This window comes from Arsenophonus apicola (genome assembly GCF_020268605.1).
Classification (GTDB): Bacteria; Pseudomonadota; Gammaproteobacteria; order Enterobacterales; family Enterobacteriaceae; genus Arsenophonus; species Arsenophonus apicola.
This window is the reverse complement of record NZ_CP084222.1, coordinates 1571570-1593282: the sequence shown is the minus strand read 5'-3', so window position 1 is coordinate 1593282 and position 21713 is coordinate 1571570. Positions and strand designations below refer to the sequence as shown.

24 protein-coding genes and 1 pseudogene are annotated in these 21713 nt (G+C 36.8%); 12 read left to right on the top strand and 13 right to left on the bottom strand.

Annotated elements, in window-relative coordinates:
* Positions 1-111 precede the first annotated feature (111 nt).
* The 3 genes from pspC to pspA are packed head-to-tail and all read right to left on the bottom strand — an operon-like array spanning position 112 to position 1403.
* Positions 112-471 (bottom strand): envelope stress response membrane protein PspC, encoded by a 360-nt coding sequence (gene pspC, locus LDL57_RS07515; RefSeq protein WP_180559959.1) that lies wholly within the window; start codon positions 469-471, stop codon positions 112-114.
* A complete protein-coding gene (gene pspB / locus LDL57_RS07510) occupies positions 471-698 on the bottom strand; it encodes an envelope stress response membrane protein PspB (RefSeq protein ID WP_180559960.1) in 228 nt (75 codons plus the stop codon). The genes pspC and pspB overlap by 1 nt, the downstream gene beginning before the upstream one ends.
* Before the next feature lie 39 nt (positions 699-737).
* On the bottom strand, positions 738-1403 hold the full coding sequence (gene pspA / locus LDL57_RS07505) for a phage shock protein PspA (RefSeq protein ID WP_180559961.1): 666 nt from the start codon (positions 1401-1403) through the stop codon (positions 738-740).
* A gap of 185 nt (positions 1404-1588) precedes the next feature.
* Between pspA and pspF the strand changes: the two genes are divergently transcribed.
* The 7 genes from pspF to fabI all read left to right on the top strand — a co-directional run bounded on the left by pspF (position 1589) and on the right by fabI (position 9144).
* Positions 1589-2608, top strand: coding sequence for a phage shock protein operon transcriptional activator (gene pspF, locus LDL57_RS07500; protein ID WP_225507415.1), 1020 nt, complete (start codon positions 1589-1591; stop codon positions 2606-2608).
* A 261-nt stretch (positions 2609-2869) separates the two neighbouring features.
* Positions 2870-4540 (top strand): ABC transporter substrate-binding protein SapA, encoded by a 1671-nt coding sequence (gene sapA, locus LDL57_RS07495; RefSeq protein ID WP_180559962.1) that lies wholly within the window; start codon positions 2870-2872, stop codon positions 4538-4540.
* Positions 4537-5502, top strand: a complete 966-nt coding sequence (gene sapB, locus LDL57_RS07490; protein ID WP_180559963.1) for a putrescine export ABC transporter permease SapB — start codon at positions 4537-4539, stop codon at positions 5500-5502. The genes sapA and sapB overlap by 4 nt, the downstream gene beginning before the upstream one ends.
* Entirely contained in the window at positions 5489-6379 is an 891-nt protein-coding gene (gene sapC / locus LDL57_RS07485; RefSeq protein ID WP_225507413.1) for a putrescine export ABC transporter permease SapC, read from the top strand. The genes sapB and sapC overlap by 14 nt, the downstream gene beginning before the upstream one ends.
* A complete protein-coding gene (gene sapD / locus LDL57_RS07480; protein ID WP_180559965.1) occupies positions 6379-7374 on the top strand; it encodes a putrescine export ABC transporter ATP-binding protein SapD in 996 nt (331 codons plus the stop codon). Before sapC ends, sapD begins: the two co-directional genes overlap by 1 nt.
* A complete protein-coding gene (sapF, locus tag LDL57_RS07475) occupies positions 7371-8180 on the top strand; it encodes a putrescine export ABC transporter ATP-binding protein SapF (RefSeq protein WP_180559966.1) in 810 nt (269 codons plus the stop codon). The genes sapD and sapF overlap by 4 nt, the downstream gene beginning before the upstream one ends.
* Positions 8181-8352: 172 nt before the next feature.
* Positions 8353-9144 (top strand): enoyl-ACP reductase FabI, encoded by a 792-nt coding sequence (gene fabI / locus LDL57_RS07470; protein WP_180559967.1) that lies wholly within the window; start codon positions 8353-8355, stop codon positions 9142-9144.
* A gap of 98 nt (positions 9145-9242) precedes the next feature.
* Here the strand turns inward: fabI and LDL57_RS07465 are convergent, their stop codons facing one another.
* The 4 genes from LDL57_RS07465 to LDL57_RS07450 all read right to left on the bottom strand — a co-directional run bounded on the left by LDL57_RS07465 (position 9243) and on the right by LDL57_RS07450 (position 12231).
* Positions 9243-10100, bottom strand: a complete 858-nt coding sequence (locus tag LDL57_RS07465; RefSeq protein WP_225507411.1) for a hypothetical protein — start codon at positions 10098-10100, stop codon at positions 9243-9245.
* Complete coding sequence (locus tag LDL57_RS07460; RefSeq protein WP_225507410.1) at positions 10097-10363, bottom strand: hypothetical protein; 267 nt, start codon at positions 10361-10363, stop codon at positions 10097-10099. The genes LDL57_RS07465 and LDL57_RS07460 overlap by 4 nt, the downstream gene beginning before the upstream one ends.
* A 452-nt stretch (positions 10364-10815) precedes the next feature.
* Positions 10816-11487, bottom strand: a complete 672-nt coding sequence (locus tag LDL57_RS07455; RefSeq protein ID WP_180559969.1) for a hypothetical protein — start codon at positions 11485-11487, stop codon at positions 10816-10818.
* Between the two features lie 18 nt (positions 11488-11505).
* Positions 11506-12231 (bottom strand): hypothetical protein, encoded by a 726-nt coding sequence (locus tag LDL57_RS07450; protein ID WP_180559970.1) that lies wholly within the window; start codon positions 12229-12231, stop codon positions 11506-11508.
* A 360-nt stretch (positions 12232-12591) separates the two neighbouring features.
* Between LDL57_RS07450 and LDL57_RS07445 the strand changes: the two genes are divergently transcribed.
* Positions 12592-12786, top strand: a complete 195-nt coding sequence (locus LDL57_RS07445) for a YegP family protein (RefSeq protein WP_180559971.1) — start codon at positions 12592-12594, stop codon at positions 12784-12786.
* A gap of 167 nt (positions 12787-12953) precedes the next feature.
* A complete protein-coding gene (gene gstA / locus LDL57_RS07440) occupies positions 12954-13568 on the top strand; it encodes a glutathione transferase GstA (RefSeq protein ID WP_180559972.1) in 615 nt (204 codons plus the stop codon).
* A 69-nt stretch (positions 13569-13637) separates the two neighbouring features.
* On the opposite strand, the gene pdxY is transcribed toward gstA, so the two are convergent.
* The 4 genes and pseudogenes from pdxY to anmK form a co-directional block, all read right to left on the bottom strand.
* Positions 13638-14501, bottom strand: coding sequence for a pyridoxal kinase PdxY (gene pdxY / locus LDL57_RS07435; protein ID WP_225507408.1), 864 nt, complete (start codon positions 14499-14501; stop codon positions 13638-13640).
* Between the two features lie 160 nt (positions 14502-14661).
* A complete protein-coding gene (gene tyrS / locus LDL57_RS07430; RefSeq protein ID WP_180559974.1) occupies positions 14662-15936 on the bottom strand; it encodes a tyrosine--tRNA ligase in 1275 nt (424 codons plus the stop codon).
* 115 nt (positions 15937-16051) lie between these two features.
* Positions 16052-16705: a pyridoxamine 5'-phosphate oxidase gene (gene pdxH, locus LDL57_RS07425; protein WP_180559975.1), complete on the bottom strand. Its 654-nt coding sequence runs from the start codon at positions 16703-16705 to the stop codon at positions 16052-16054.
* A 35-nt stretch (positions 16706-16740) separates the two neighbouring features.
* A pseudogene (anmK, locus tag LDL57_RS07420) lies at positions 16741-17853 on the bottom strand (anhydro-N-acetylmuramic acid kinase).
* A gap of 323 nt (positions 17854-18176) precedes the next feature.
* Between anmK and LDL57_RS07415 the strand changes: the two are divergent.
* Positions 18177-18644, top strand: coding sequence for an outer membrane lipoprotein (locus LDL57_RS07415; RefSeq protein WP_225507406.1), 468 nt, complete (start codon positions 18177-18179; stop codon positions 18642-18644).
* Between the two features lie 95 nt (positions 18645-18739).
* Here the strand turns inward: LDL57_RS07415 and slyA are convergent, their stop codons facing one another.
* Entirely contained in the window at positions 18740-19174 is a 435-nt protein-coding gene (gene slyA, locus LDL57_RS07410) for a transcriptional regulator SlyA (protein WP_026823660.1), read from the bottom strand.
* A gap of 880 nt (positions 19175-20054) precedes the next feature.
* Here slyA and gloA point away from each other — a divergent pair.
* Positions 20055-20462: a lactoylglutathione lyase gene (gloA, locus tag LDL57_RS07405; RefSeq protein ID WP_180559977.1), complete on the top strand. Its 408-nt coding sequence runs from the start codon at positions 20055-20057 to the stop codon at positions 20460-20462.
* Between the two features lie 118 nt (positions 20463-20580).
* Positions 20581-21222: a ribonuclease T gene (gene rnt, locus LDL57_RS07400; protein ID WP_180559978.1), complete on the top strand. Its 642-nt coding sequence runs from the start codon at positions 20581-20583 to the stop codon at positions 21220-21222.
* A 70-nt stretch (positions 21223-21292) separates the two neighbouring features.
* On the opposite strand, the gene LDL57_RS07395 is transcribed toward rnt, so the two are convergent.
* Positions 21293-21640 carry a Grx4 family monothiol glutaredoxin gene (locus tag LDL57_RS07395; protein WP_180559979.1) on the bottom strand — a complete coding sequence of 116 codons (348 nt, stop codon included), beginning with the start codon at positions 21638-21640 and terminating at the stop codon, positions 21293-21295.
* Positions 21641-21713 lie beyond the last annotated feature (73 nt).

The window sequence follows — 21713 nt, the reverse complement described above, 5'->3', positions numbered from 1 at the left end:
TTTGTCCGCTTAACATCATATGATTAAGTTAATACTTAGAATAAGTCTAATTGATAAGAAAAATGATTTTACGGTAGAGCATAATTTACTCTACCGCCATTTGACAAATAGTTACAATTTATTGATGCGACTATCAATACTAAATCTATCAGAAGTGATATAGCGCTCCATCTGGCGCAGCTTTTTTTCACCGGCTTTCATTTGCTGATCAATTTCATTTAGTAACTTAGTGACCTTAAGACTAATATCCGATTCGTCCTGATAACCCGCCGGTGCCGGTTCAATAAAAAACCACATTAACAGATAAATAACGATAGTAATGGCAAAAAATCCCAAGAATAATGCCACAACTGCCAGTGCCCGGACTAAATTCACGGGTAAATCAAAGTAATGCGCCAGCCCAGCACAAACACCACCAATCATACGCTGATCAGTCAGTCGATAAAGTTTTCTATCGCCCATTTTTGCCATTATAATTGCCTCCAATTTGGATGCTCTGCATCCAGAATATCTTCCAGCGCTTTGATCCGTTGCTGCATGCGTTGTGCTCGCTCGGCTAACTGTGTTAGTCGCTGGATCTCATTCTGCGTTAATTGACTATGGCTAACGCCTTTCTTACCGTAGTGGCACCATAACCAGATAGGTAGAATAAAGATAATAAAGATCAATAAAACTAACCCAATAAATATAGAGCCCATCACATTTCCTTATTCATCATTAATTTTGGCTACAATAGATTAATCTTCTTTGTTCAGTTTAGCTTTCAACGCAGCCAATTGCTCACTGATTTCATCATCAGCTTTCAATTCAGCAAACTGCTGCTCTAAAGATTTTTGTTTTCCTACCTGATAACTCTGTGCCTCACTTTCCATATGATCAATTCGCTGTTCAAACTGTTCAAAACGTGCCAGCGCTTCATCCAGCTTACCACTATCTAACTGGCGACGCACATCACGACTAGATTGAGCCGCTTGATGCCTTAATACCATAGTTTGCTGCTTTGCCCGTGTTTCAGTCAGTTTTTGCTCTAATTCGGCAATCTCACCTTTCATTCGCACTAAAGTTTCATCAACCATGATTAACTCACTTTTTAGTGTATCAACCAGGGTAGCCACTTTTTGCTTTTCTATTAATGCGGCGCGAGCTAAATCTTCTTTATCCTTAACTAGCGCCAGTTCTGCTTTTTCCTGCCATTGAATAATTTGCTTTTCACCAGTGGCAATACGACGTTCTAATCCTTTCTGCTCTGCTAAGGTGCGGGCCGAGATTGAACGGGACTCAACTAACATATCTTCCATTTCCTGGATCATTAAGCGGATCATTTTCTGTGGATCTTCTGCTTTATCTAATAAAGAAGCAACATTAGCATTAATGATATCTGCGAAACGTGTAAAAATACCCATCGATAAATTCCTCAATTTATATTGAATGATTGATTTGTCATTTATTTTTAACATAGTTATTGATAAACAATTTTCGTGCCAACTTAATAAATTGATATAACCTTATGAAATAAATCGCTTTTTATTTTGTTATCTTTTAGCTCACTTTTCGCTATAATTTGCATATGAATTAAAATGACCAATAAATGGCTAAAATGACCACACCAGACACTACTGATAATATTCTTGGCACTGCTGATAATTTTTTAGAAATACTGGAGCAAACTTCAGCCCTTGCCAAACTGAGTAAACCGGTTTTAGTTATAGGTGAGCGTGGGACAGGTAAGGAGTTGATAGCTAATCGCCTTCATTATCTGTCACCACGTTGGCAAGAGCCGTTTATTTCCCTTAATTGCAGTGCACTGAATGAAAATTTGTTAGATTCCGAATTATTTGGTCACGAAGCTGGCGCATTTACTGGCGCACAGAAAAGACATTTAGGTCGCTTTGAGCGCGCAAACCGAGGCACACTTTTTCTTGACGAATTGGCCACCGCCCCCATGATTGTGCAAGAAAAACTATTGCGCGTTATCGAATATGGCCAACTAGAACGGGTTGGGGGTAGTCAAAGCCTGAAAGTTGATGTTAGGCTTATTTGCGCAACCAACACTAATCTACCTCAATTAGCTAGCAAAGGCTTATTTCGGGCCGATCTACTTGATCGTCTGGCCTTTGATGTCATCCACATCCCACCATTACGTGAGCGATTAACCGATATTATGTTACTGGCCGAACATTTCGCTATTAATATGTGCCGCGAGCTCAATTTGTCGTTTTTTCCTGGATTTTCCATTAAAGCGCAACAAAATTTGTCCATGTATCCTTGGCCTGGCAATGTGCGTGAATTGAAGAATGTTATTGAGCGTTCCGTCTATCGACACGGTGATAGCACTGAACCATTAGATTTAATTATCTTCGATCCTTTTGCTAGCAGGTTAAAGACATCGGTGGTAACAAAAGAAAAGGATGGACTGCCTGAACTTCCGATTGATTTAAAACAATGGCAGCATACAGCGGAAAAAATTTTGCTCGAACAGGCATTACAAGTAAGTCACTTTAATCAGCGGCTAGCCGCTGCGCAATTAAAACTAACCTATCATCAATTAAGAGGATTACTGAAAAAGCATAACTTGCCTGATCACAAAAATGTAAAAAAAAGTAAGTAATCAAGAAAATAGCCAGCACCCGATGCTGGCAAAAAAATTGAAGCAATGTGAGCAATGTCGTGTCTACAGTAAATTAAGGCGACTAGTTGATGATAACCCGTTTAGCAGACAGGCTGATAATAGTAGTTATCAATATCGTTTGTAAAGCAGTTTGTTGAGAATTTTTCTCAACAAATAACTAATAATTTTATCAACTCTATTTTGTTGCATAGCGGGAGTTAAGCTACAATAAAGCCATTCGCAATTATAATAGGTTTTTATATGCGGTACCTAATTTTATGGATTATTTTAATAAATGTAGTGACAATAAATGCATTAGCAGACACCCTTCCACCACAAATTCGTCAAACCAGTTTCATCTATTGCGTTAATGGCATTGTTACCACATTTAATCCTCAAATTGCTAGCACCGGGCTGATTATTGACCCACTTGCCGCTCAACTTTACGATCGGTTATTAGAAGTTAATCCATTTACCTACAAACTAAATTCCGAACTCGCCTCACGCTGGAAATCATTCGATAAAGGGGCAACTTATCGATTCTATTTAAAACGCAATATTCAATTTCAAACAACGGATTGGTTCACGCCGACACGAACGCTCAATGCTGATGACGTTGTGTTTAGTTTTTCCCGTATGTTTGATAAAAACCATCCTTATCATTATGTCGGTGGTGGCAACTATCCCTATTTCGATAGCCTGCAATTAGCTAACAATATCCGTAGCATTCGTAAGATAGATAATTATACCGTTGAATTTAAACTATATACGCCTGATGCATCATTTCTCTGGCATTTGGCTACTCGTTATGCTCCCATACTTTCGCAAGAATATGCGCAATATCTTAATAAAATTAATCATAAAGAATTTATTGATTGGCAACCTATTGGTACCGGTCCTTTCATATTGGCTGGTTATCAAACCGGTCAATTTATCAAACTAACTCGCCATGATAATTACTGGAAAGGCAAACCTTTAATGAAGCAAGTTGTAATTGATCTTGGTGCAGGTGGTACAGGACGCATATCTAAATTATTAACCGGCGAATGCGATGTATTAGCTTATCCAGCTGCTAGTCAATTAAAGGTGTTACGTGAAGATGCCCGTTTACGGCTATCAATGCGCGCTGGCATGAATATCGCCTACCTGATTTTTAACACTAGTAATCCGCCGTTTGATCAATTAAAGGTTAGACAAGCCGTTGCATATGCCATTAATAATGAAAGATTAATGCAATCTATTTATTATGGCACCGCTGAAACGGCAACTTCTGTTTTACCAAGAGCTTCATGGGCTTATGATAATCAAATTAAAGTAACCGACTATAATCCAGAAAAATCTAAACAGATGCTGGAAGAGCTAGGCTTGTCTGGTATGAAATTAGATCTTTGGGTGCCAGTGATTTCTCAATCATATAATCCGAGTCCGTTAAAAACTGCAGAACTTATTCAGGCAGATTTAGCCAAAGTAGGCATTAAGATGGATATTCACCCTGTAGAAGGCAATCTATTAGAAAATAAACTCAATGATCGCAACTATGATATGGTTCTTGACGGTTGGTCAACGGATAGTAATGATCCAGATAGCTTTTTCCGTCCTCTGCTTAGTTGCCCAGCAATTGAATCTCATACTAATTTGAGCCAATGGTGTAACCCCTACTTTGATGAGCTTTTACGTAAGGCATTGGTAAGCCAAAGTATTTCATCACGCATTAATTATTACCATCAAGCACAATCATTATTGGCCAAAGAATTACCCGTATTACCGCTAGCTTATTCATTACATTTACAAGCTTATCGCTACGATATCAAAGGGCTAGTTATTAGCGCCTTTGGTAATTCATCTTTTGCCGGGGTCTATCGTGATGAGTCGATTAAAACCCCACTGCCAGCGGACTCTTATTTTGATGATGCGGAAGGAGCTGCGTGGTGATTATTTACGCATTAAGGCGGTTATTGCTATTAATTATTACCTTATTTCTACTGACGCTAATTAGTTTTAGTTTAAACTATTTTACTGCGGATGCTCCCTTAAGTGGACTTTCATTATGGGATGCCTATATTTTTTATTTAACCAGTTTATTACATTGGAATTTTGGTTTTTCCAGTATTAATGGCCAACCCATTAGTGATCAGCTAAATGCCACTTTTCCTGCCACCATGGAATTGTGTTTTTTAGCATTTATCTTAGCTTTAATGATCGGCATTCCAACCGGTATTATTGCTGGTGTTTGGCGAAATAAACCCATTGATTACATTATTAAAATTTTTACCCTTATCGGTTTTTCTATGCCAATTTTTGTGTTGGCTTTATTATTTATCCTGCTTTTTTCATTAAAGTTAGGCTGGTTACCGGTCTCTGGAAGAATTAATTTACTGTATGATCTTGAACCGGTTACTGGTTTTGCCTTAATCGATGTGTGGCTATCTAATTCAATCTATCGTAGTCAAATGTTTATTAATCTCTTAGAACATTTGATTTTACCGGTTATTACATTAGCTATTGCGCCCATTTCGGAAATGATACGTTTAATGAAAAATAGTACTGAAGCCGTTATGGGTGAAAATTATATTAAAGCAGCGGCAACCAGAGGACTATCCCGTATTACTATTATCAAACGCCATGTATTACACAATGCACTTCCCCCCATTATTCCAAAGCTAGGTTTGCAATTTTCTACTATGATCACACTAGCGATGATCACTGAGCTTGTCTTTAATTGGCCAGGATTGGGGCGTTGGTTAGTAACGGCGATTCGGCAAAATGATTACTCAGCGATTTCTGCTGGCGTAATGATTATTGGTACTTTAGTTATTTTCGTTAATGTCATATCGGATATTTTAGGCGCTATGATGAACCCTTCTAAATATAAGGATGGGTATGTCTTCAGATAATTTTTATCGCGAACAAAAAATGCCATCGCCAATCCGGGTTGTCTGGCGATTCTTTTCTAATGATATATTGGCAATGACTGGTTTTTATGGTGTTGTTTTTCTCTTCGTTTTGACATTACTTGGCAACTACTTAGCCCCCTATACCATTAACCAACAATTTTTAGGCTACCAGCTACTACCTCCATCCTGGTCACATTATGGTAATGTGGCATTTTTTTTGGGTACTGATGATCTGGGCCGTGATATTTTAAGTCGATTACTTATTGGTACCGCATCTACCTTCGGCTCTGCACTAGTGATCACCATTAGCACGACGTTGGTTGGATTAATATTAGGTTGCTTAGCGGGTATCACTCATGGCTTAAAATCAGCTATTTTAAATCATGTGTTAGATACTCTATTATCCATTCCCTCACTGCTACTGGCGATTATCATTGTTGCTTTTGCCGGTTCAAGCCTTGAAAATGCGATGATTGCAATTTGGCTAGCCTTATTACCAAGAATTGTTAGAACAATCTACAGCGCTGTACGCGATGAACTTGATACAGAATATGTTCTTGCCGCTCGACTTGACGGTGCGTCAAACTTTTATATCCTTTGGTATACCGTATTACCCAATATTACACCTATTTTAGTAGCGGAAATTACTTGCACTCTCTCTATGGCTATTTTGGATATGGCTGCGTTAGGCTTTCTTGATTTAGGCGCAAGATTACCCACTGCTGAATGGGGCACTATGCTCGGTGATAGTTTAGAGTTGATTTATGTGGCACCATGGACGGTTTTTCTTCCTGGTGCAGCCATTATGTTCAGCGTATTGTTTGTTAACTTACTTGGTGATGGCTTACATCGCGCGATTAATGCGGGGGTTGAATAATGCCATTATTAGATATCCGTAACCTCACTATCGAATTTATGACTGCGAAAGGGCCAGTAAAAGCTGTCGATAATGTTTCTTTACAATTAAATGAGGGCGAAATTCGCGGCTTAGCTGGCGAATCTGGTTCAGGTAAGAGCTTAATTGCTAAAGCCATTTGTGGCGTTACTAAAGATAATCTAAAAGTGACAGCCGATCGTTTTTATTTTCTTGATATAGATCTGCTAAAACTTACGGCACGGCAGCGGCGCAGAGTGATAGGCCATAATATTTCCATGATTTTTCAAGAGCCTCAATCCTGTTTAGATCCAGCTGAAAATATTGGTAAACAACTCATTCAATCAATACCTCAATGGACTTTTAAAGGCCGGTGGTGGCAACGATTTAGCTGGCGTAGGCGACGCGCAATTGAATTGCTCCATCGTGTCGGAATTAAAGATCACGATGATATTATGTACAGCTATCCTTATGAGCTTACAGAAGGTGAATGTCAGAAAGTGATGATAGCTATTGCGCTGGCAAACCAACCACGATTATTGATTGCAGACGAACCCACCAATGCAATGGAATCCACGACGCAAGCGCAAATATTTCGTCTGCTTGATAGATTAAATCAAAACAATAATATGACAATTCTACTAATTAGTCATGATATGCAAATGATGAGCAAACTGGTTGATCGTATTAGTGTACTCTATTGCGGTCAAACCGTTGAAAGTGCAACTCCTGAAGAGTTATTGGTCCGCCCTCATCATCCTTATACCCAAGCCTTAATACGTGCTGTACCCGATTTTGGCAGCCCACTTCCTCATAAAAGTCGACTAAATACACTACCTGGGGCGATTCCTTCTTTAGAGCACTTGCCGATTGGTTGCCGTCTTGGCCCTCGTTGTCCCTATGCCCAAAAAACGTGTATTATAACCCCGCCGCTACGCAGCATAAAAAGTCGGGCCTTTGCCTGCCATTTTCCTCTTAACATGGAGGAAACACCATGACAACACCGTTACTGGCAATTAAAAATCTGACTAAAACCTTTCGTTATCGCACCGGGTTATTTCAAACTCAACTGTTAGAAGCAGTAAAGCCGTTAAGTTTTACCCTAAAATCTGGTGAAACCTTGGCTATTATCGGCGCTAACGGATCAGGTAAATCAACCCTAGCCCGCATGTTATCAGGTGTGATTGAACCCACGGGTGGTGAAATTTTTATTAATGGCCATCAGCTTAACTTTGGCGATTATAGTTATCGTAGTCAACGCATACGCATGATATTTCAAGATCCCAGTACTTCTTTAACACCCAGACAACGTATTGGTCAAATTCTTGAAATCCCTTTAATTCTAAATACTTCACTTTCCGTTCACGAACGTGAAGAGCGTATAGAACAGACTCTTCGTCAAGTTGGGCTATTACCTGATCACGCTGGCTATTACCCGCATATGTTAGCCGCGGGTCAAAAACAGCGAGTAGCACTGGCAAGAGCGTTAATTCTTCAACCTGAGATTATTATTGCCGATGAAGCACTGGCGTCCCTAGATATGACAATGCGTTCTCAAATCATTAATTTAATGCTTGAACTACAAGAAAAACAAGGTATTTCCTATATTTATGTTACTCAACATCTTGGTATGATGAAACATATCAGCGATAAAGTGCTGGTGATGGATAATGGCGTTGTGGTCGAAAGAGGTAATACCGCCGAAGTGCTGGCTTCACCCTTACATGAAGTGACCCGACGCTTAATTGCTAGCCACTTTGGTGAACTTTTATCTGCCGATGCCTGGCGACAAGATGTTATCTAGTATAAAGACAAAAAAACTGATCGGATCAGCGAGGTAATGCAACATATTTTCTTCTGTCATGATAAACTCTTTGCCGTTTATCAAACAAATAATGCATAAATACTATTTACAATAGATAATTTATGCTGTGTACATTAGTATTATTATTTAAAAATTTACAAGGATACGGCTTATGGGCTTTATGAGCGGCAAGCGCATTCTGATCACTGGTTTAGCCAGTAAACTATCTATTGCTCACGGTATTGCACAAGCAATGCACCAACAAGGCGCTGAACTGGCCTTTAGTTATCAAGGAGATAAGCTGAAATCTCGCGTGGAAGAGATGGCAAACAACTTTGGCTCTAGTATTGTTTTGCCATGTGATGTCGCTTCCGATGAAAGTATCACGGCATTATTTGCCGAGCTGGCAAAAGTATGGCCTAAATTTGATGGTTTTGTCCATTCAATTGCCTATGCACCAGCCGATCAACTTGATGGTGATTATGTTGATGCGGTTACCCGCGAGGGATCTCGCATTGCCCATGACATTAGTTCATATAGCTTTGTTGCGTTGGCAAAAGCTTGCCGAAGTATGTTAAATCCTAATTCTGCTCTGGTCACTCTAACCTATTTGGGTGCTGAACGCGCGATCCCTAACTATAACATTATGGGATTAGCAAAAGCCTCTTTGGAAGCAAATGTTCGTTATATGGCTAACGCAATGGGGCCTGAAGCTATTCGAGTTAACGGTATTTCAGCCGGTCCAATCCGCACATTAGCGGCCTCAGGCATTAAAGATTTTCGTAAAATGCTATCACATTGTGAATCAGTGACCCCGATTCGCCGCACGGTGACGATTGAAGATGTTGGCAATTGTGCCGCTTTTCTCTGTTCTAATTTATCGGCGGGAGTTACCGGTGAAATTCTGCATGTTGATGGTGGATTCAGTATTGCTGCAATGAATGAACTGGAATTAAAGGCCTAATAAGGATAATCAGCCCGCCAATAAATTGATATACCAACAATAATATATTGGCTAATCAAGAATATCATTTAAAGGCGGGCTGTTGTTAGTTAGATAAATTAATGCTGGCTAGTAAGATAATTTGCCATCAAATCGGTGATCCTACCTGTATTTGCGGTATAACTCATAAATTGTGCAGGCGTTATATCGATGATCCTGGGTAACATTGATGTCACAATACTCGATTTTGTTAAGCCTTGAATATTGTCATCACTCTTAATCAAACAGAGTGCCTGTGCCATTGAGGCAAAGCAAGCTTTCAGATTTTTTTGTGTTTCCTCTGATCCAATCGTACTAATTTTGTCATCAATTAAATTTTTAAATTCCTCTTGTGCAACGACCTGATCTAATTGTTGCACTTCATCTGGCACACTTTTATCCATTGTCATAATTATATCTAATTCATCCATTGTGACTTTGGGAAAAAATTCACCTAAATAGGTTTTTACCATCCAGGCCAACGCGATGGATTCAGATTGTAATTCTGGTGTACTAAATGCCTTAATCAGTTTGCTATTATCATTTTTATTATAAATTTGGCTACTAGGATCTCCCCTAAAAATACCTTCAACACACTTGTTACTAATATGTTGATTTAAATTGGCGCAAATTCCACCAATACCGGTGTGCATCGCTTCTTCAACACACGCTTTAGCAACTTCAGCAATTTTAGTTGCTGCTACTTTATTCTGATCAACATTATCATTGGTTGAGGAAACATTTTTCTGCCAAAAAGTAGACATGTTAAATTTGAAAAAACCATTGAGGCCAGTTTTCTGCTGTTTTTCATTTAAAATAGCGCTTTCGGATTTCACAGAAGTTGATCGTGCCAACTCTGGTGTTTTTAATAACGTGCTTTCGGATTTTACAGAAGATGATCGTGCTACCTCTGACGAGTTTTGGTTGGTTAAAGTCATTCCATCTGACGATAATGAATTACTTTACGTAATTCAACGGGAAATTTTAGCGGTTGGGATGAATAGCTAAATGCATCCCTTGATTTCCATTCAAATTCACTGGAACTATTTTTTACTCCCGTGAAATTATTTACCAAACTCGTTACTGTATTGATAAAATTATTAAAGCTTCTTTGAATTGTTGATATTACCGAAGTTGCTGAGGTTGCTTCTGTCCATGATGGTTCTGTATTGTTGGTGTTGGAAAAACTATCTAAACGCATTTTAACTCCATTATTTATTTTATATATTTGCATCGACAAGTGTAAATATAATTAAATAACACCAATACTAAATTTAGCTTTTCTATTTTCTACAAAATAAATAACTAACTTTTTATAAACAGTAAATATATTATTTGTAGAAAATGAAATAGTTATAAAATGAGTTTATATAATTATATGAATAGTCAATATAACAAAAAATAACGTTAGATATTATATTGTTATATTATGTTATATATATTAAAGGAAAAATATATCTTATTGTTAAGATTAAGTTAAAAATAGATGGCAAATATTATTCCGCTGGCAATAATTATGTTAACCCGGCAAATAAAAAACAAATTTTTAATAAGAAATAATTAAATAAAGTCTGCTAATAAATATTACTCACAAAATAATTATTAATTTGTTAATAATAAGGCATATTTTAGCAGACATTTAATTATATTTATTTACTTATCGTTATTAACAACATATTTTGCCATCATGTTGGAAAATTGGCTTTGTTTATCTTTCATGAAATTGAGTTCAGCCAACGGATCTGTAGATTTTTCGATAAAGGCGGTTAACATTGAGCCAATAATACTAGCTTGTGTTAATTTTATTTCCCCATTATTCGTCTTTAATCGCTCAGCCAGATTTACTGCTTTTGCAATAGTGCTAAAACAGGCTTGTATATTTTCTCGTGTCCTTTCACAGTTTATTTGATTAATTTTATTATCAAGTAAACCATTAAATTCATCTTGATTTTTACTATCATTAAATTCTTCGATAGTTATTTTAGGTAAATTTTCAGCTATATAGTACTTTACCATCCATGCCGACGCGATTGGATCTGAATAACACTCATCGCTATTAAAGACTTTAACTAGTTGAGCTGCATTATTTTTATTATATGTTGCACTATCAGGAGATTGCCGAAAAATACCGTCAACTGTACCATTTGCTATCTGTTTATTTAAAGCATGGCAAATTCCGCCTATATTAGTCCGCATAGCGCGAGCGACCAACTCAGCAGGCGCTACTATCACTGATTCATTTTTCGCACCAAACAGAGTATTCCATATAGAGCTAGCAAGACGAGAAATAAAAAATTTAGGCGCAGCAAACGTTCGTTTTGCCAACTGCGTTATCTTATTTCGTTAATTAATGAGCTCCACTGCTGTAAAAACCGTCTTTTCAAGAGAAGAAAAATCATTTGGCTTAGTTAAATTTATCTCTTTGTTGCTATGCAACTGGTTTGTTGCTCTATCACTGGCATAATTGCCAATTTCTTCATAAATATGCTCCTCCTTTTCTCCAATAGTAACATAGTCAATTTCTTCATAAATATGCTCCTCCTTTTCTCCAATAGTTGCATAGTCAATTTCGTCATAAATGTGGGCCTCTTCTCCTACCGTAGCATATTCTTGCGGATAAGAATAAACTTCGTCATTATTGAGCTCGGCGCCAATAACACTATAATGAGCTGCGTAATTGACAGACTGTTGTTTTGCAATATCATCATTAGGGACATGATAAATAGGCTCTTTTTCTCTAATTACATCAAAAGGCGCAGAATATAAATTTGCACTTTGAAATTTTGCAAGCTGTAACACGTTTTCTGCATTTTTTGCAGTAATAAAAACATCATGTAAATGGGAATTAAGAAAAACAGAAAAATTGGACAGTGTTGAAACTATATTTTTTTCGCTACTTAATCTACTATCATTGAGTTTTTCGTTATTGGCGAGACGTTGAGCGCTATTGTTAATACTGTTAATCTCTTTAGAAACCGGATACAACTTAATCGCTATAAACTCTCTATCTGGATTTAGCTTTTTATAGGATGTTAACGAAATTGGCATGGTGGCATTGTTATAACTCATTGTGACTCCCTATTGATTTTATCTATCCTAATAATAATTATAAATTAGCCAATAAAAATAAATATCAAATTACATTCAAATCGTCATAACCAGAGCAACTTTTTATATAAAAACTAATTATATTTAATTAGACATTTAATAATATAATAAATATTTTTTATATTACTTTGAGACACTAATATAGTTTTTATTTAAATGGTAAATAATATTAATTTAATCTAACTACCTATAAATTTGACAAATTTTCAAACTACTTCCATATTTAGAGATGGTTAAATTAATATACTCTAGGGTGTTAAGGTTATTAAAATGTCAGCCATATTCAATAAGTTATTAGCATTCTTTTCAATAGGAGCACGCATGGGTTACTATGAAATTAAAAAAAGTAGTAAAAGTACTGATCAACCATACTACTTTGTATTAAAAGCCGCTAATCATGAAGTTATTGCCACCAGTGAGATGTATAAAACCAAAGCTGCAGTACAAAAAGGGATTGCTTCAGTACAAAAAAATGGCCCAACCAAACAAGTTAAAGATCTCACCAGCGAAACTTGATCTGTTTATTCCTTATCTAAAAGCTGCAGATAATGGCAGCTTTTTCATTTAGCGACTTTCTCTTATTGTTCTTAGCCAAGATAAAAATAAAGTAATAAAATTTTTAGCAACTGCTATGCTGTTATTTTAACAGCAATAAACCCTATCAAATCCAAAGGAATGTCACTATGAAACTCTATTATTCTGCCGGCGCTTGTTCACTGGCTCCTCACATTGTGTTAAGAGAAACTGACTTAGATTTTAGTATTGAACGGGTTGATTTAAAGAAAAAATGTACCGAGAAAGACGTGGATTTTTATACGATTAATCCTAAAGGCCAGGTACCGGTCTTACAGTTAGATAACCATGATATTTTAACGGAAAATGCGATTATTTTACAATATATTGCCGATCAAGCCGCAGGATCAAATGATAAATTAATTGCACCTATGGGCAGCCTACAACGTTATCATCAGCTAGAATTGGTTAACTATATTGCCACGGAATTACATAAAGGTTTTAGCCCGCTATTTTCACCTTTAACGCCAGATAATTACCGCGAGATAGTGATAAAATCCTTGATCACAAAATTCAGCTATATAGAAAATTTGTTGGCTAAGCGGAAATTTATCTGCGGTGAACACTTTACTATTGCAGATGCTTATCTTTTTACTATCAATCGTTGGGCTACAGCCGTTAATGTGGATCTTAGTCAATATCAACATCTAAAACAGTATATTGAAGAAAAAATTAGCCCACGTAAAAGTGTACAAGAAGCATTAACAACAGAAGGTTTAATCTGAGATTGTTTTTTTATTTTTTGCTCTTCAAGTTCCCATTAATTTGAAGAGCAATGTCATTAGATAACACAATTAATCAAGCTGTAGCGCCTTAAAGTGATAAGTAGGATTTACCATCTTATCCTGCGCAGCAATCAGTTGTAATTCATATTTTTCCATGGCTTTGGTTTTTAGCATCACTTCATAAACCGCGGCTGCTACGTGCTCTAATGCACTAGGCAGCGATTTACCGTTTAATAAATTGACTAGCAATAAACCGCTGGTTAAATCGCCAACCCCGACCGGTTGCTGTTTACCAAAATCAATTAGGGGCCGACTAATATGCCAGCTATGCGCTTTAGTCACTAATAGCATTTCAAAACAGTTGGCATGATAACCGGCACGACTGAGATGTTTTACCAAAATCGTTTTAGGCCCTTTCAGACACAATTCTCTCGCCGCTGATATTGCTTGTTCCACATTAGTAATTGATTTTCCAACTAATGTTTCCAACTCTAACAGGTTAGGCGCCATTATGTCGCAGATAGGTAAAGCTTCATGACATAAAAATTCTGCTACCCCTGGGGCAACAATACAGCCTTTTTCAGCATGTCCCATCACCGGATCACAGAAATACCAAGCCGCCGGATTTGTTATTTTTATCTGTCTAACAATATCAACAATCGCTTTTCCTTGTTCAGCGGAACCAATATAGCCCGTGAGAACCGCATCACAATGTTTTAATTGCTGGATCTGAGCAATACCGTTAACAATATCCGTTAAATGTTCAGATGACATGACACTACCTGTCCATTGTGGATATTGTGTATGATTAGAAAATTGAACAGTATTTAGCGGCCAGACATCAATTCCCAGCCGTTGCATGGGAAAAACCGAGGCGCTATTACCCGCATGGCCAAAAACGACATGCGACTGAATCGAAAGAACGCTTTTCATATACCACTCATTTTATTTTTAATAATATTTGCTGTAATAAAAAATGATTACAAGCTAAACAAGCAATTAATATATTCGTAATTAATCTAACAAATACCAATAAGTTAATTGCTATATTAGATAAACCTTAAGATGATTACATTTACGCTGGGCGCACTCATTATTGCCAATTAATTAAGCAGTAATGTTTTTTACCACGCCTAATTAAAGAATAGCGACCAAATAGACGATCTTCAGCAGTAAAAATATATTCAGGATCAACACATTTTTCGCCATTAATCGCTACCGCCTTCGAACTTATCATCGTTCTTGCCTGACCGCGCGAAGGAACCAATTTTGCCTCGACTAAAGCCTGCTGTAAATCTGCCTCGGCATTTAGTTTGATCATCGGCATGCCATCTTGCGCTAACTGGGCAAAATCTGCTGCGGTTAATGCCGCAATGGTATCGGAAAATAGGCTTTCTGTGATCCTCTTGGCAGCCTTTAAGCCTTCATCACCATGTACTAACTGGGTGACTTTTTCCGCTAATACATACTGCGCTCTCGGCGCTTTACCGCTGTTTTGATCTTCTTCTTGCAATGCGTCAATTTCTTCAATTGGCATAAAGGTAAAAAATTTAAGAAAACGATAAACATCCGCATCGGCCGTATTCACCCAGAATTGATAAAACTTATATGGACTGGTTTTTTGTGGATCTAACCAAACTGCCCCCGCTTCCGTCTTCCCAAATTTAGTGCCATCAGATTTAGTAATTAGTGGTACCGTTAGGCCAAAAACTTGTTTTTGATGTAGACGACGAGTTAGATCAATACCTGAAGTAATATTGCCCCATTGATCAGAGCCGCCTATCTGTAATTCAACATTATGTTGATGGCACAGATTAGCAAAATCATAAGATTGCAATAGATTATAGGAGAATTCAGTAAAAGAGATACCTGCATCATCGCGCTCAAGACGTTGTTTAACCGCTTCTTTATTGATCATTTGATTAACAGAAAAATGTTTGCCAATATCGCGCAAAAAGGTTAAGACATCCATTTGACCAAACCAGTCATAATTATTAACAACCTTAGCGCTATTTTTTCCACAATCAAAATCCAGAAATGGCGAGACCTGTTGACGGATTTTTTCAACCCATTGCTGAACCGTTTCACTCGTATTTAATTTACGCTCAGTAGCTTTAAAGCTAGGATCGCCAATTAAACCTGTCGCCCCACCCACTAAAGCTACCGGTTGATGACCCATCTGCTGAAAGCGCTTTAAACATAGCAAAGGAACCAAATGCCCTAAGTGCAAGCTATCAGCGGTTGGATCAAATCCACAATAGAGCGTCACTGATCCCTGGGATAGTTTCTCTATTAATGCCTTTTCATCCGTCAGTTGGGCAATTAAACCCCGCTCTTGCAATTGTTCAATTAGGTTCTTGCTAACCATCAATAACTCCATCAATTTTTTTATTTCGTCGATTTTGTGGATAAATATAATATAAATAAGCGCAATAGAATAAAACGCTAGTCAAATAAGTGCCAGTTAAAAATCATTTTTCCGTTTAAGGCGCCAAGCGATCAATTTGCCAATGATCATGTTGCCATTGATATAAAAATCGATCATGTAACCGTTTAGTGCCACCTTGCCAAAATTCAACACTGTCAAATCTGACTCGATATCCACCCCAAAAACTAGGTAAAGGAATTTCACCATTTTTAAACTTTTGTTTTAATTCAAGAAATTTATTTTCTAATAGACTTCTAGCGGAAATTTTTGCTGATTGCCGTGAAACCCAAGCCGCAATTTGACTATCTTTTGGTCGACTATGAAAATATTTTATTACTTCAAGTGGAGAAAGTTTTTCTGCTTTACCCAGGAAGCAAACCTGTCGCTCTAACTGATACCAAGGAAATAGTAAACTGACCTTATTGTTATGGGCGATATGTTGTGCCTTGCGACTAGATAAATTGGTATAAAATATGAGTCCATTTTTATCATAATGCTTGAGTAATACAATTCGTTGATAGGGTTGTCCATCACTATCTACCGTAGCAACACACATGGCAGTCGGATCGGCTAATTTTGCTTCATAAGCCTGTTTTAACCAGCGTTCAAATAAAACCAATGGCTCGTCGGTTAAATCTTTACGCCTTAAGCCCCCTTGAGTATATTCCCGTCTTAAATTAGCAATATCCAACTGCATTTTTTCTGCCATTTTTTTGCCTCTGTCTTGTTTTGATGGATATCATATTATGCACCATTGGCCGGATAAATTGCGCCTAATACTGTTTCCTGACTAGCACCAGTTACAGAAGGTAAATTGCCTGGCAAACCCGATAAGGTACGAGCGGCTAACCACGCAAAAGCCAAAGCTTCCATATTATCACCACTCAAACCATATTTATCTGTTGGTGCTACCATAATATCGGTTAACAATTCGCTTAAGCCTGCCATAAGGTAGCTATTTTTAGCGCCTCCACCACAAACCAATAAACAATCTAGCTGGTCATAAAGTAAAACTTGTTCAACAATTGAACGGATGGTTAATTGTGATAACGTCGCCTGTACATCCTCTGGTGATAAATTTGAGTAAGGTGTTAATTATTTTTGTAACCAAGCAGAATTAAAATATTCTCTGCCGGTACTTTTTGGTGCTGGCTGCTTAAAATAGGGATCCGCTAGCATTTCAGCCAGAAGCGACGCATTGACTTGCCCTGTTCGCGCCCAATCGCCATTATTATCATAAGGTTTATTTAAATGTTGATTAGCCCAGATATCCAACAGCATATTTCCAGGTCCGGTATCATAGCCTTTAATTATTGAATTCCCGAATAAAGTAGTGAGATTAGCGATGCCGCCAATATTTAAAATAATGCGATTCTCATCTGGATGACTAAGTACTTTATGATGAAAAGCGGGTACTAAAGGTGCTCCTTGCCCACCATACGCCATATCTCTACGGCGAAAATCGCCTACTACCGTGATGTTAGTTAACGCAACAATTCTATTATTGTCGCCTAATTGCAGAGTAAAAGGCCTTTGGCCTGTAGGTTGATGCCAAACGGTTTGCCCATGACACCCTATAGCGGTAATCTCCGTGGCAGGTAATGATTGCTGTTTCAATAGGTTATTGATTGCATCAGCATATAAGGTGCCGAGCTGATAATCAATTTCACCTATTGTTGCCAGGGTGACCGCTTGACCTTGACATATTAACAAGACTTGATTTTTTAATTCTGTGGGAAAAGGAAATGAAATCGCACTTAATTGAACTACATTTTTGTCATCAATCTCAGCCAAAACAACATCAACTCCATCAAGGCTGGTACCTGACATAACGCCTATATAACGACCTGCTTTCATGTTTGTCCTCTGATTATTTTTCTCTATACTTCGTTTCAGTCATTCAATATACTTAATGTCATGTTTTTTTTAGTTATTTAACCGATTGAAATAAAACATAAAAATAATAATTTGAAAATATGTTAATTAAATATAAATTTATTAAACTGAATTTATTACTTTAAGGAAAAATTATTAATGTTTAGACTATATTTAGATTGTAGAAAGTAAATTAATTTTGCTATTTGTCTGATTATCCAGTTAGTTTATATATAATAAATTATGATGTCTGTGTATTCATGATTATTATTACACTGTAAATCAGATTTCCAAAAGGAGTCATCATGTTAAAGCAAGTTCTCGTCGGTATTTTTACAGTTACAGCTTTATCCGGCTGTATAAATACAGGTAGTCTTTCTGGGGACACTTATACCGCTTCACAAGCTAAACAAGTACAAAGCGTAACCTATGGTACAGTTACTCGCATAACCCCGGTTAATATTCAGGCTGGTGGTGACGAAAACATCATAGGTGCACTAGGTGGTGCTGTTCTTGGTGGACTATTGGGTAATACAGTTGGCGGGGGCACAGGAAAAACCCTTGCAACAGCTGCGGGCGCGATCGCAGGCGGTGTTGCCGGTCAAAATGTTCAAGGGGCACTTAACAAAACAAAAGGCGTTCAATTGGAAATTAGGCTAGATAATGGACGCATTATCTCTGTGGTGCAAAAAGGTGATCCAAACAGTTTCCGTATTGGCCAACGTGTATCTATTATAGGAAGTGGAAATAGCATTACTGTTTCACCTCGTTAACTCAACTAAAATAGCATACCGCGGCTAAATTTAAATAATTAGCCGCGTATGCATTAAATTATAATGCTATCTGTTTTTTATTATTCTATCATTTATTATGAATGATTATGTAACCGAATAATATTTTGCTCGAGTTTTAATATCAATGAATAAAGTGTATTTAATTCATCATGTGTAATACCTCCTAATATCTCCTTTCGTGTTTTTTCAATTACATCATCAACCTGTTTAATAAATGGCATCGATTCTTCTGTTAATTTAATTCTTTTTGCTCGTCTATCGTTGACACAGGTGTGACGTGTAATCAATTTTTTTTCTTCTAATTGATCGAGGGTTCTAACTAGCGATGGCTGTTCAATACCTATTGCTTTGGCCAATTGAATTTGTGATTGATCAGGCGGTAGCTGGCTAATGTTGTATAAGGTTACCCAATGAGTTTGGGTGAGCTTTAATGGTTTCAGACGATGATCAATCAATGCCCGCCAGACTCGAACTAAACGCGCAAGATCAGTTCCTATTTTTGATTCCAATTGTTCCTCCTTAAAAATAGAATACCATCTATATCTATAATTATTAAATTGCCAATTAATATCCTAGAAATATATATCAAATTCTATTCACTAAGATGTTAGTATAGAAATGAGTAAGTAATTAAATTTATATTTAGCATAATAATATATAAATTTATATTTCATTATTAGTGTATTAAATTAACTTAATTAGTGTTCTAATCATTACCCACTTATTTACTAAATAAAATAAAAGGCGATTAGTTAAATATCCTTATAAGAATAGCCTTCATCTAAATTCTATTCTATATGTTTTTATATTAATATTATTTTTAATTTGCAAAAAATAGACAATAAAAAATAAAAACCATTTTAAAACAAGTTATTATAAATATTCTTAAAAGCATTTATTCAGCTATACTTAGATACTAAGTCTATATTGATTTTTAATAAATTACCTGAAAGTTGAAAAAAAACTAATAAAAACATATTATATCTTAAATAAATAATACCAAATAAAATAAGCAAATAAGTCAACAAATAATTTAAATATAAAAATATAGCTAAGTAATAAATAAATGCATTAATCGTTAGTGATAATAAAAAAGTAATTGTTATGCATTACCAATGCATAATTAACAAATGAAAGTAATTGTTCCGTTCACAATATTATGATAATAAATAGCTTATAATGACATAAGCAATTAGTTATAATGAATAGCGATTATAAAGTTAGTATACAGACATTCTTAAGCAGCCAATGTTCAACACTAAAGCTATACAATCAATTATATTGTAAATTTTAATTAATCAACCAACTATATAAATTGAAATAATAGTAAAGTTCACGTTATATTAATATATGTAATGAATGGTTTTTAAACTCAGAAAAGAGGCTTGTATGCGCTTACTTCATACCATGTTACGTGTTGGTTCTCTGCAACGCTCAATTCACTTTTATACTGAAATATTAGGTATGCGTCTATTACGCACAAGTGAAAATCCGCAATATAAATACTCACTTGCCTTCGTCGGTTATGATGATGAAAGTAAAGGGGCTGTGATCGAATTGACCTATAATTGGGGTGTTGAGCATTACGAGATGGGCACCGCCTTTGGTCACATTGCACTAGGGGTTGATAATGTTGCAGATACATGTGATAGCATACGTCGAGCAGGCGGTAAAGTGACGCGTGAAGCTGGGCCAGTCAAAGGCGGCTCAACGATTATTGCATTTGTGGAAGATCCTGATGGCTATAAAATTGAACTGATTGAAAATAAAAATGCCAGTAATGCTTTAGGTAGCTGATCCTGAACGTCATTGATTGAGCAACTATCCATACATTTTCTATACTTAAGCCAATTTAATGCATTTTAACCAAAATTTGGCATAATATCTTTATTCCCAAGTATAAAGTCTTAAACACATGTCTAATAAAAAAAATGATGTTAACACGCTGGCAAAGCGTTTTCGAGGGTATTATCCTGTTGTTATCGATGTAGAAACTGGTGGCTTTAATGCACAGCAAGACGCCCTATTAGAAGTTGCGGCCATGACACTAAAAATGGATCAAGAGGGTTGGTTAGAGATTGATGAAAAACGTCATTTCCATGTTGCGCCTTTTGTGGGTGCAAATATAGAAGCAACTGCACTCGCTTTTACGGGTATTGACCCAACTAATCCTTTGCGTAACGCTGTCGATGAATATACAGCTTTACATGCCATTTTTAAGATGGTTAGAAAAGGGATTAAAAATAACGATTGCAATCGTGCAATTATAGTTGCCCACAATGCCAATTTTGATCATAGTTTTATCATGGCCGCCGCTCAACGAGCCAATCTAAAACGGAATCCGTTCCACCCTTTTGCCACTTTTGATACTGCGACACTGAGTGGGCTGGTTTTTGGCCAAACAATTTTAGCTAAAGCTTGTCATGCCGCCGGGATCCGGTTTGACGGCAAACAGGCACATGGCGCACTTTACGATACCGATAGAACCGCATTATTGTTTTGTGAAATTGTCAATAAATGGAAAAAATTAGGTGGCTGGCCGCTAACATCCGATTAATAATCAAAGGCAGTGGTAACGCATAATTTCACTGCCTTCTTGCTATTTGTTTTTTATAGATATGATTTAATCATTCAGCGTCAGGCTGTTCTGACGTGCGATATTTATCGGCGGTTGCGGTGACTAATTTCTGTAATTCACCCTGCTGATACATTTCAATAAGGATATCACAACCTCCAATGAGCTCACCATCAATCCATAGCTGAGGAAATGTTGGCCAGTTTGCATATTTAGGTAACTCACTGCGAATATCGGGATTTTGCAAAATATCTACATAAGCAAAACGTTCACCACAAGCAGAAAGAGCTTGAACCGCCTGGGCTGAAAAACCACAACTGGGGAATTTAGGTGAACCTTTCATGTATAAAAGAATGGGATTTTCATTTATCTGGCGTTCAATTTTTTCTATCGTCGTCATTGTCACTTCCTTAAAAACTAAATTTATTATTTTGCACTACACAAACTTAACATTGATTAAGAATACCATTTTC

What these genes read in the sequence shown, in the direction of transcription:
- pspC (WP_180559959.1), bottom strand. Translation starts at nt 471, where the DNA reads ATGGCAAAAATGGGCGATAGAAAACTTTATCGACTGACTGATCAGCGT.
- pspB (WP_180559960.1), bottom strand. Translation starts at nt 698, where the DNA reads ATGGGCTCTATATTTATTGGGTTAGTTTTATTGATCTTTATTATCTTT.
- pspA (WP_180559961.1), bottom strand. Translation starts at nt 1,403, where the DNA reads ATGGGTATTTTTACACGTTTCGCAGATATCATTAATGCTAATGTTGCT.
- pspF (WP_225507415.1), top strand. Translation starts at nt 1,589, where the DNA reads ATGGCTAAAATGACCACACCAGACACTACTGATAATATTCTTGGCACT.
- sapA (WP_180559962.1), top strand. Translation starts at nt 2,870, where the DNA reads ATGCGGTACCTAATTTTATGGATTATTTTAATAAATGTAGTGACAATA.
- sapC (WP_225507413.1), top strand. Translation starts at nt 5,489, where the DNA reads ATGTCTTCAGATAATTTTTATCGCGAACAAAAAATGCCATCGCCAATC.
- sapD (WP_180559965.1), top strand. Translation starts at nt 6,379, where the DNA reads ATGCCATTATTAGATATCCGTAACCTCACTATCGAATTTATGACTGCG.
- sapF (WP_180559966.1), top strand. Translation starts at nt 7,371, where the DNA reads ATGACAACACCGTTACTGGCAATTAAAAATCTGACTAAAACCTTTCGT.
- fabI (WP_180559967.1), top strand. Translation starts at nt 8,353, where the DNA reads ATGGGCTTTATGAGCGGCAAGCGCATTCTGATCACTGGTTTAGCCAGT.
- LDL57_RS07465 (WP_225507411.1), bottom strand. Translation starts at nt 10,100, where the DNA reads ATGACTTTAACCAACCAAAACTCGTCAGAGGTAGCACGATCATCTTCT.
- LDL57_RS07460 (WP_225507410.1), bottom strand. Translation starts at nt 10,363, where the DNA reads ATGCGTTTAGATAGTTTTTCCAACACCAACAATACAGAACCATCATGG.
- LDL57_RS07450 (WP_180559970.1), bottom strand. Translation starts at nt 12,231, where the DNA reads ATGAGTTATAACAATGCCACCATGCCAATTTCGTTAACATCCTATAAA.
- LDL57_RS07445 (WP_180559971.1), top strand. Translation starts at nt 12,592, where the DNA reads ATGGGTTACTATGAAATTAAAAAAAGTAGTAAAAGTACTGATCAACCA.
- gstA (WP_180559972.1), top strand. Translation starts at nt 12,954, where the DNA reads ATGAAACTCTATTATTCTGCCGGCGCTTGTTCACTGGCTCCTCACATT.
- pdxY (WP_225507408.1), bottom strand. Translation starts at nt 14,501, where the DNA reads ATGAAAAGCGTTCTTTCGATTCAGTCGCATGTCGTTTTTGGCCATGCG.
- tyrS (WP_180559974.1), bottom strand. Translation starts at nt 15,936, where the DNA reads ATGGTTAGCAAGAACCTAATTGAACAATTGCAAGAGCGGGGTTTAATT.
- pdxH (WP_180559975.1), bottom strand. Translation starts at nt 16,705, where the DNA reads ATGGCAGAAAAAATGCAGTTGGATATTGCTAATTTAAGACGGGAATAT.
- LDL57_RS07415 (WP_225507406.1), top strand. Translation starts at nt 18,177, where the DNA reads ATGTTAAAGCAAGTTCTCGTCGGTATTTTTACAGTTACAGCTTTATCC.
- gloA (WP_180559977.1), top strand. Translation starts at nt 20,055, where the DNA reads ATGCGCTTACTTCATACCATGTTACGTGTTGGTTCTCTGCAACGCTCA.
- rnt (WP_180559978.1), top strand. Translation starts at nt 20,581, where the DNA reads ATGTCTAATAAAAAAAATGATGTTAACACGCTGGCAAAGCGTTTTCGA.
- LDL57_RS07395 (WP_180559979.1), bottom strand. Translation starts at nt 21,640, where the DNA reads ATGACGACGATAGAAAAAATTGAACGCCAGATAAATGAAAATCCCATT.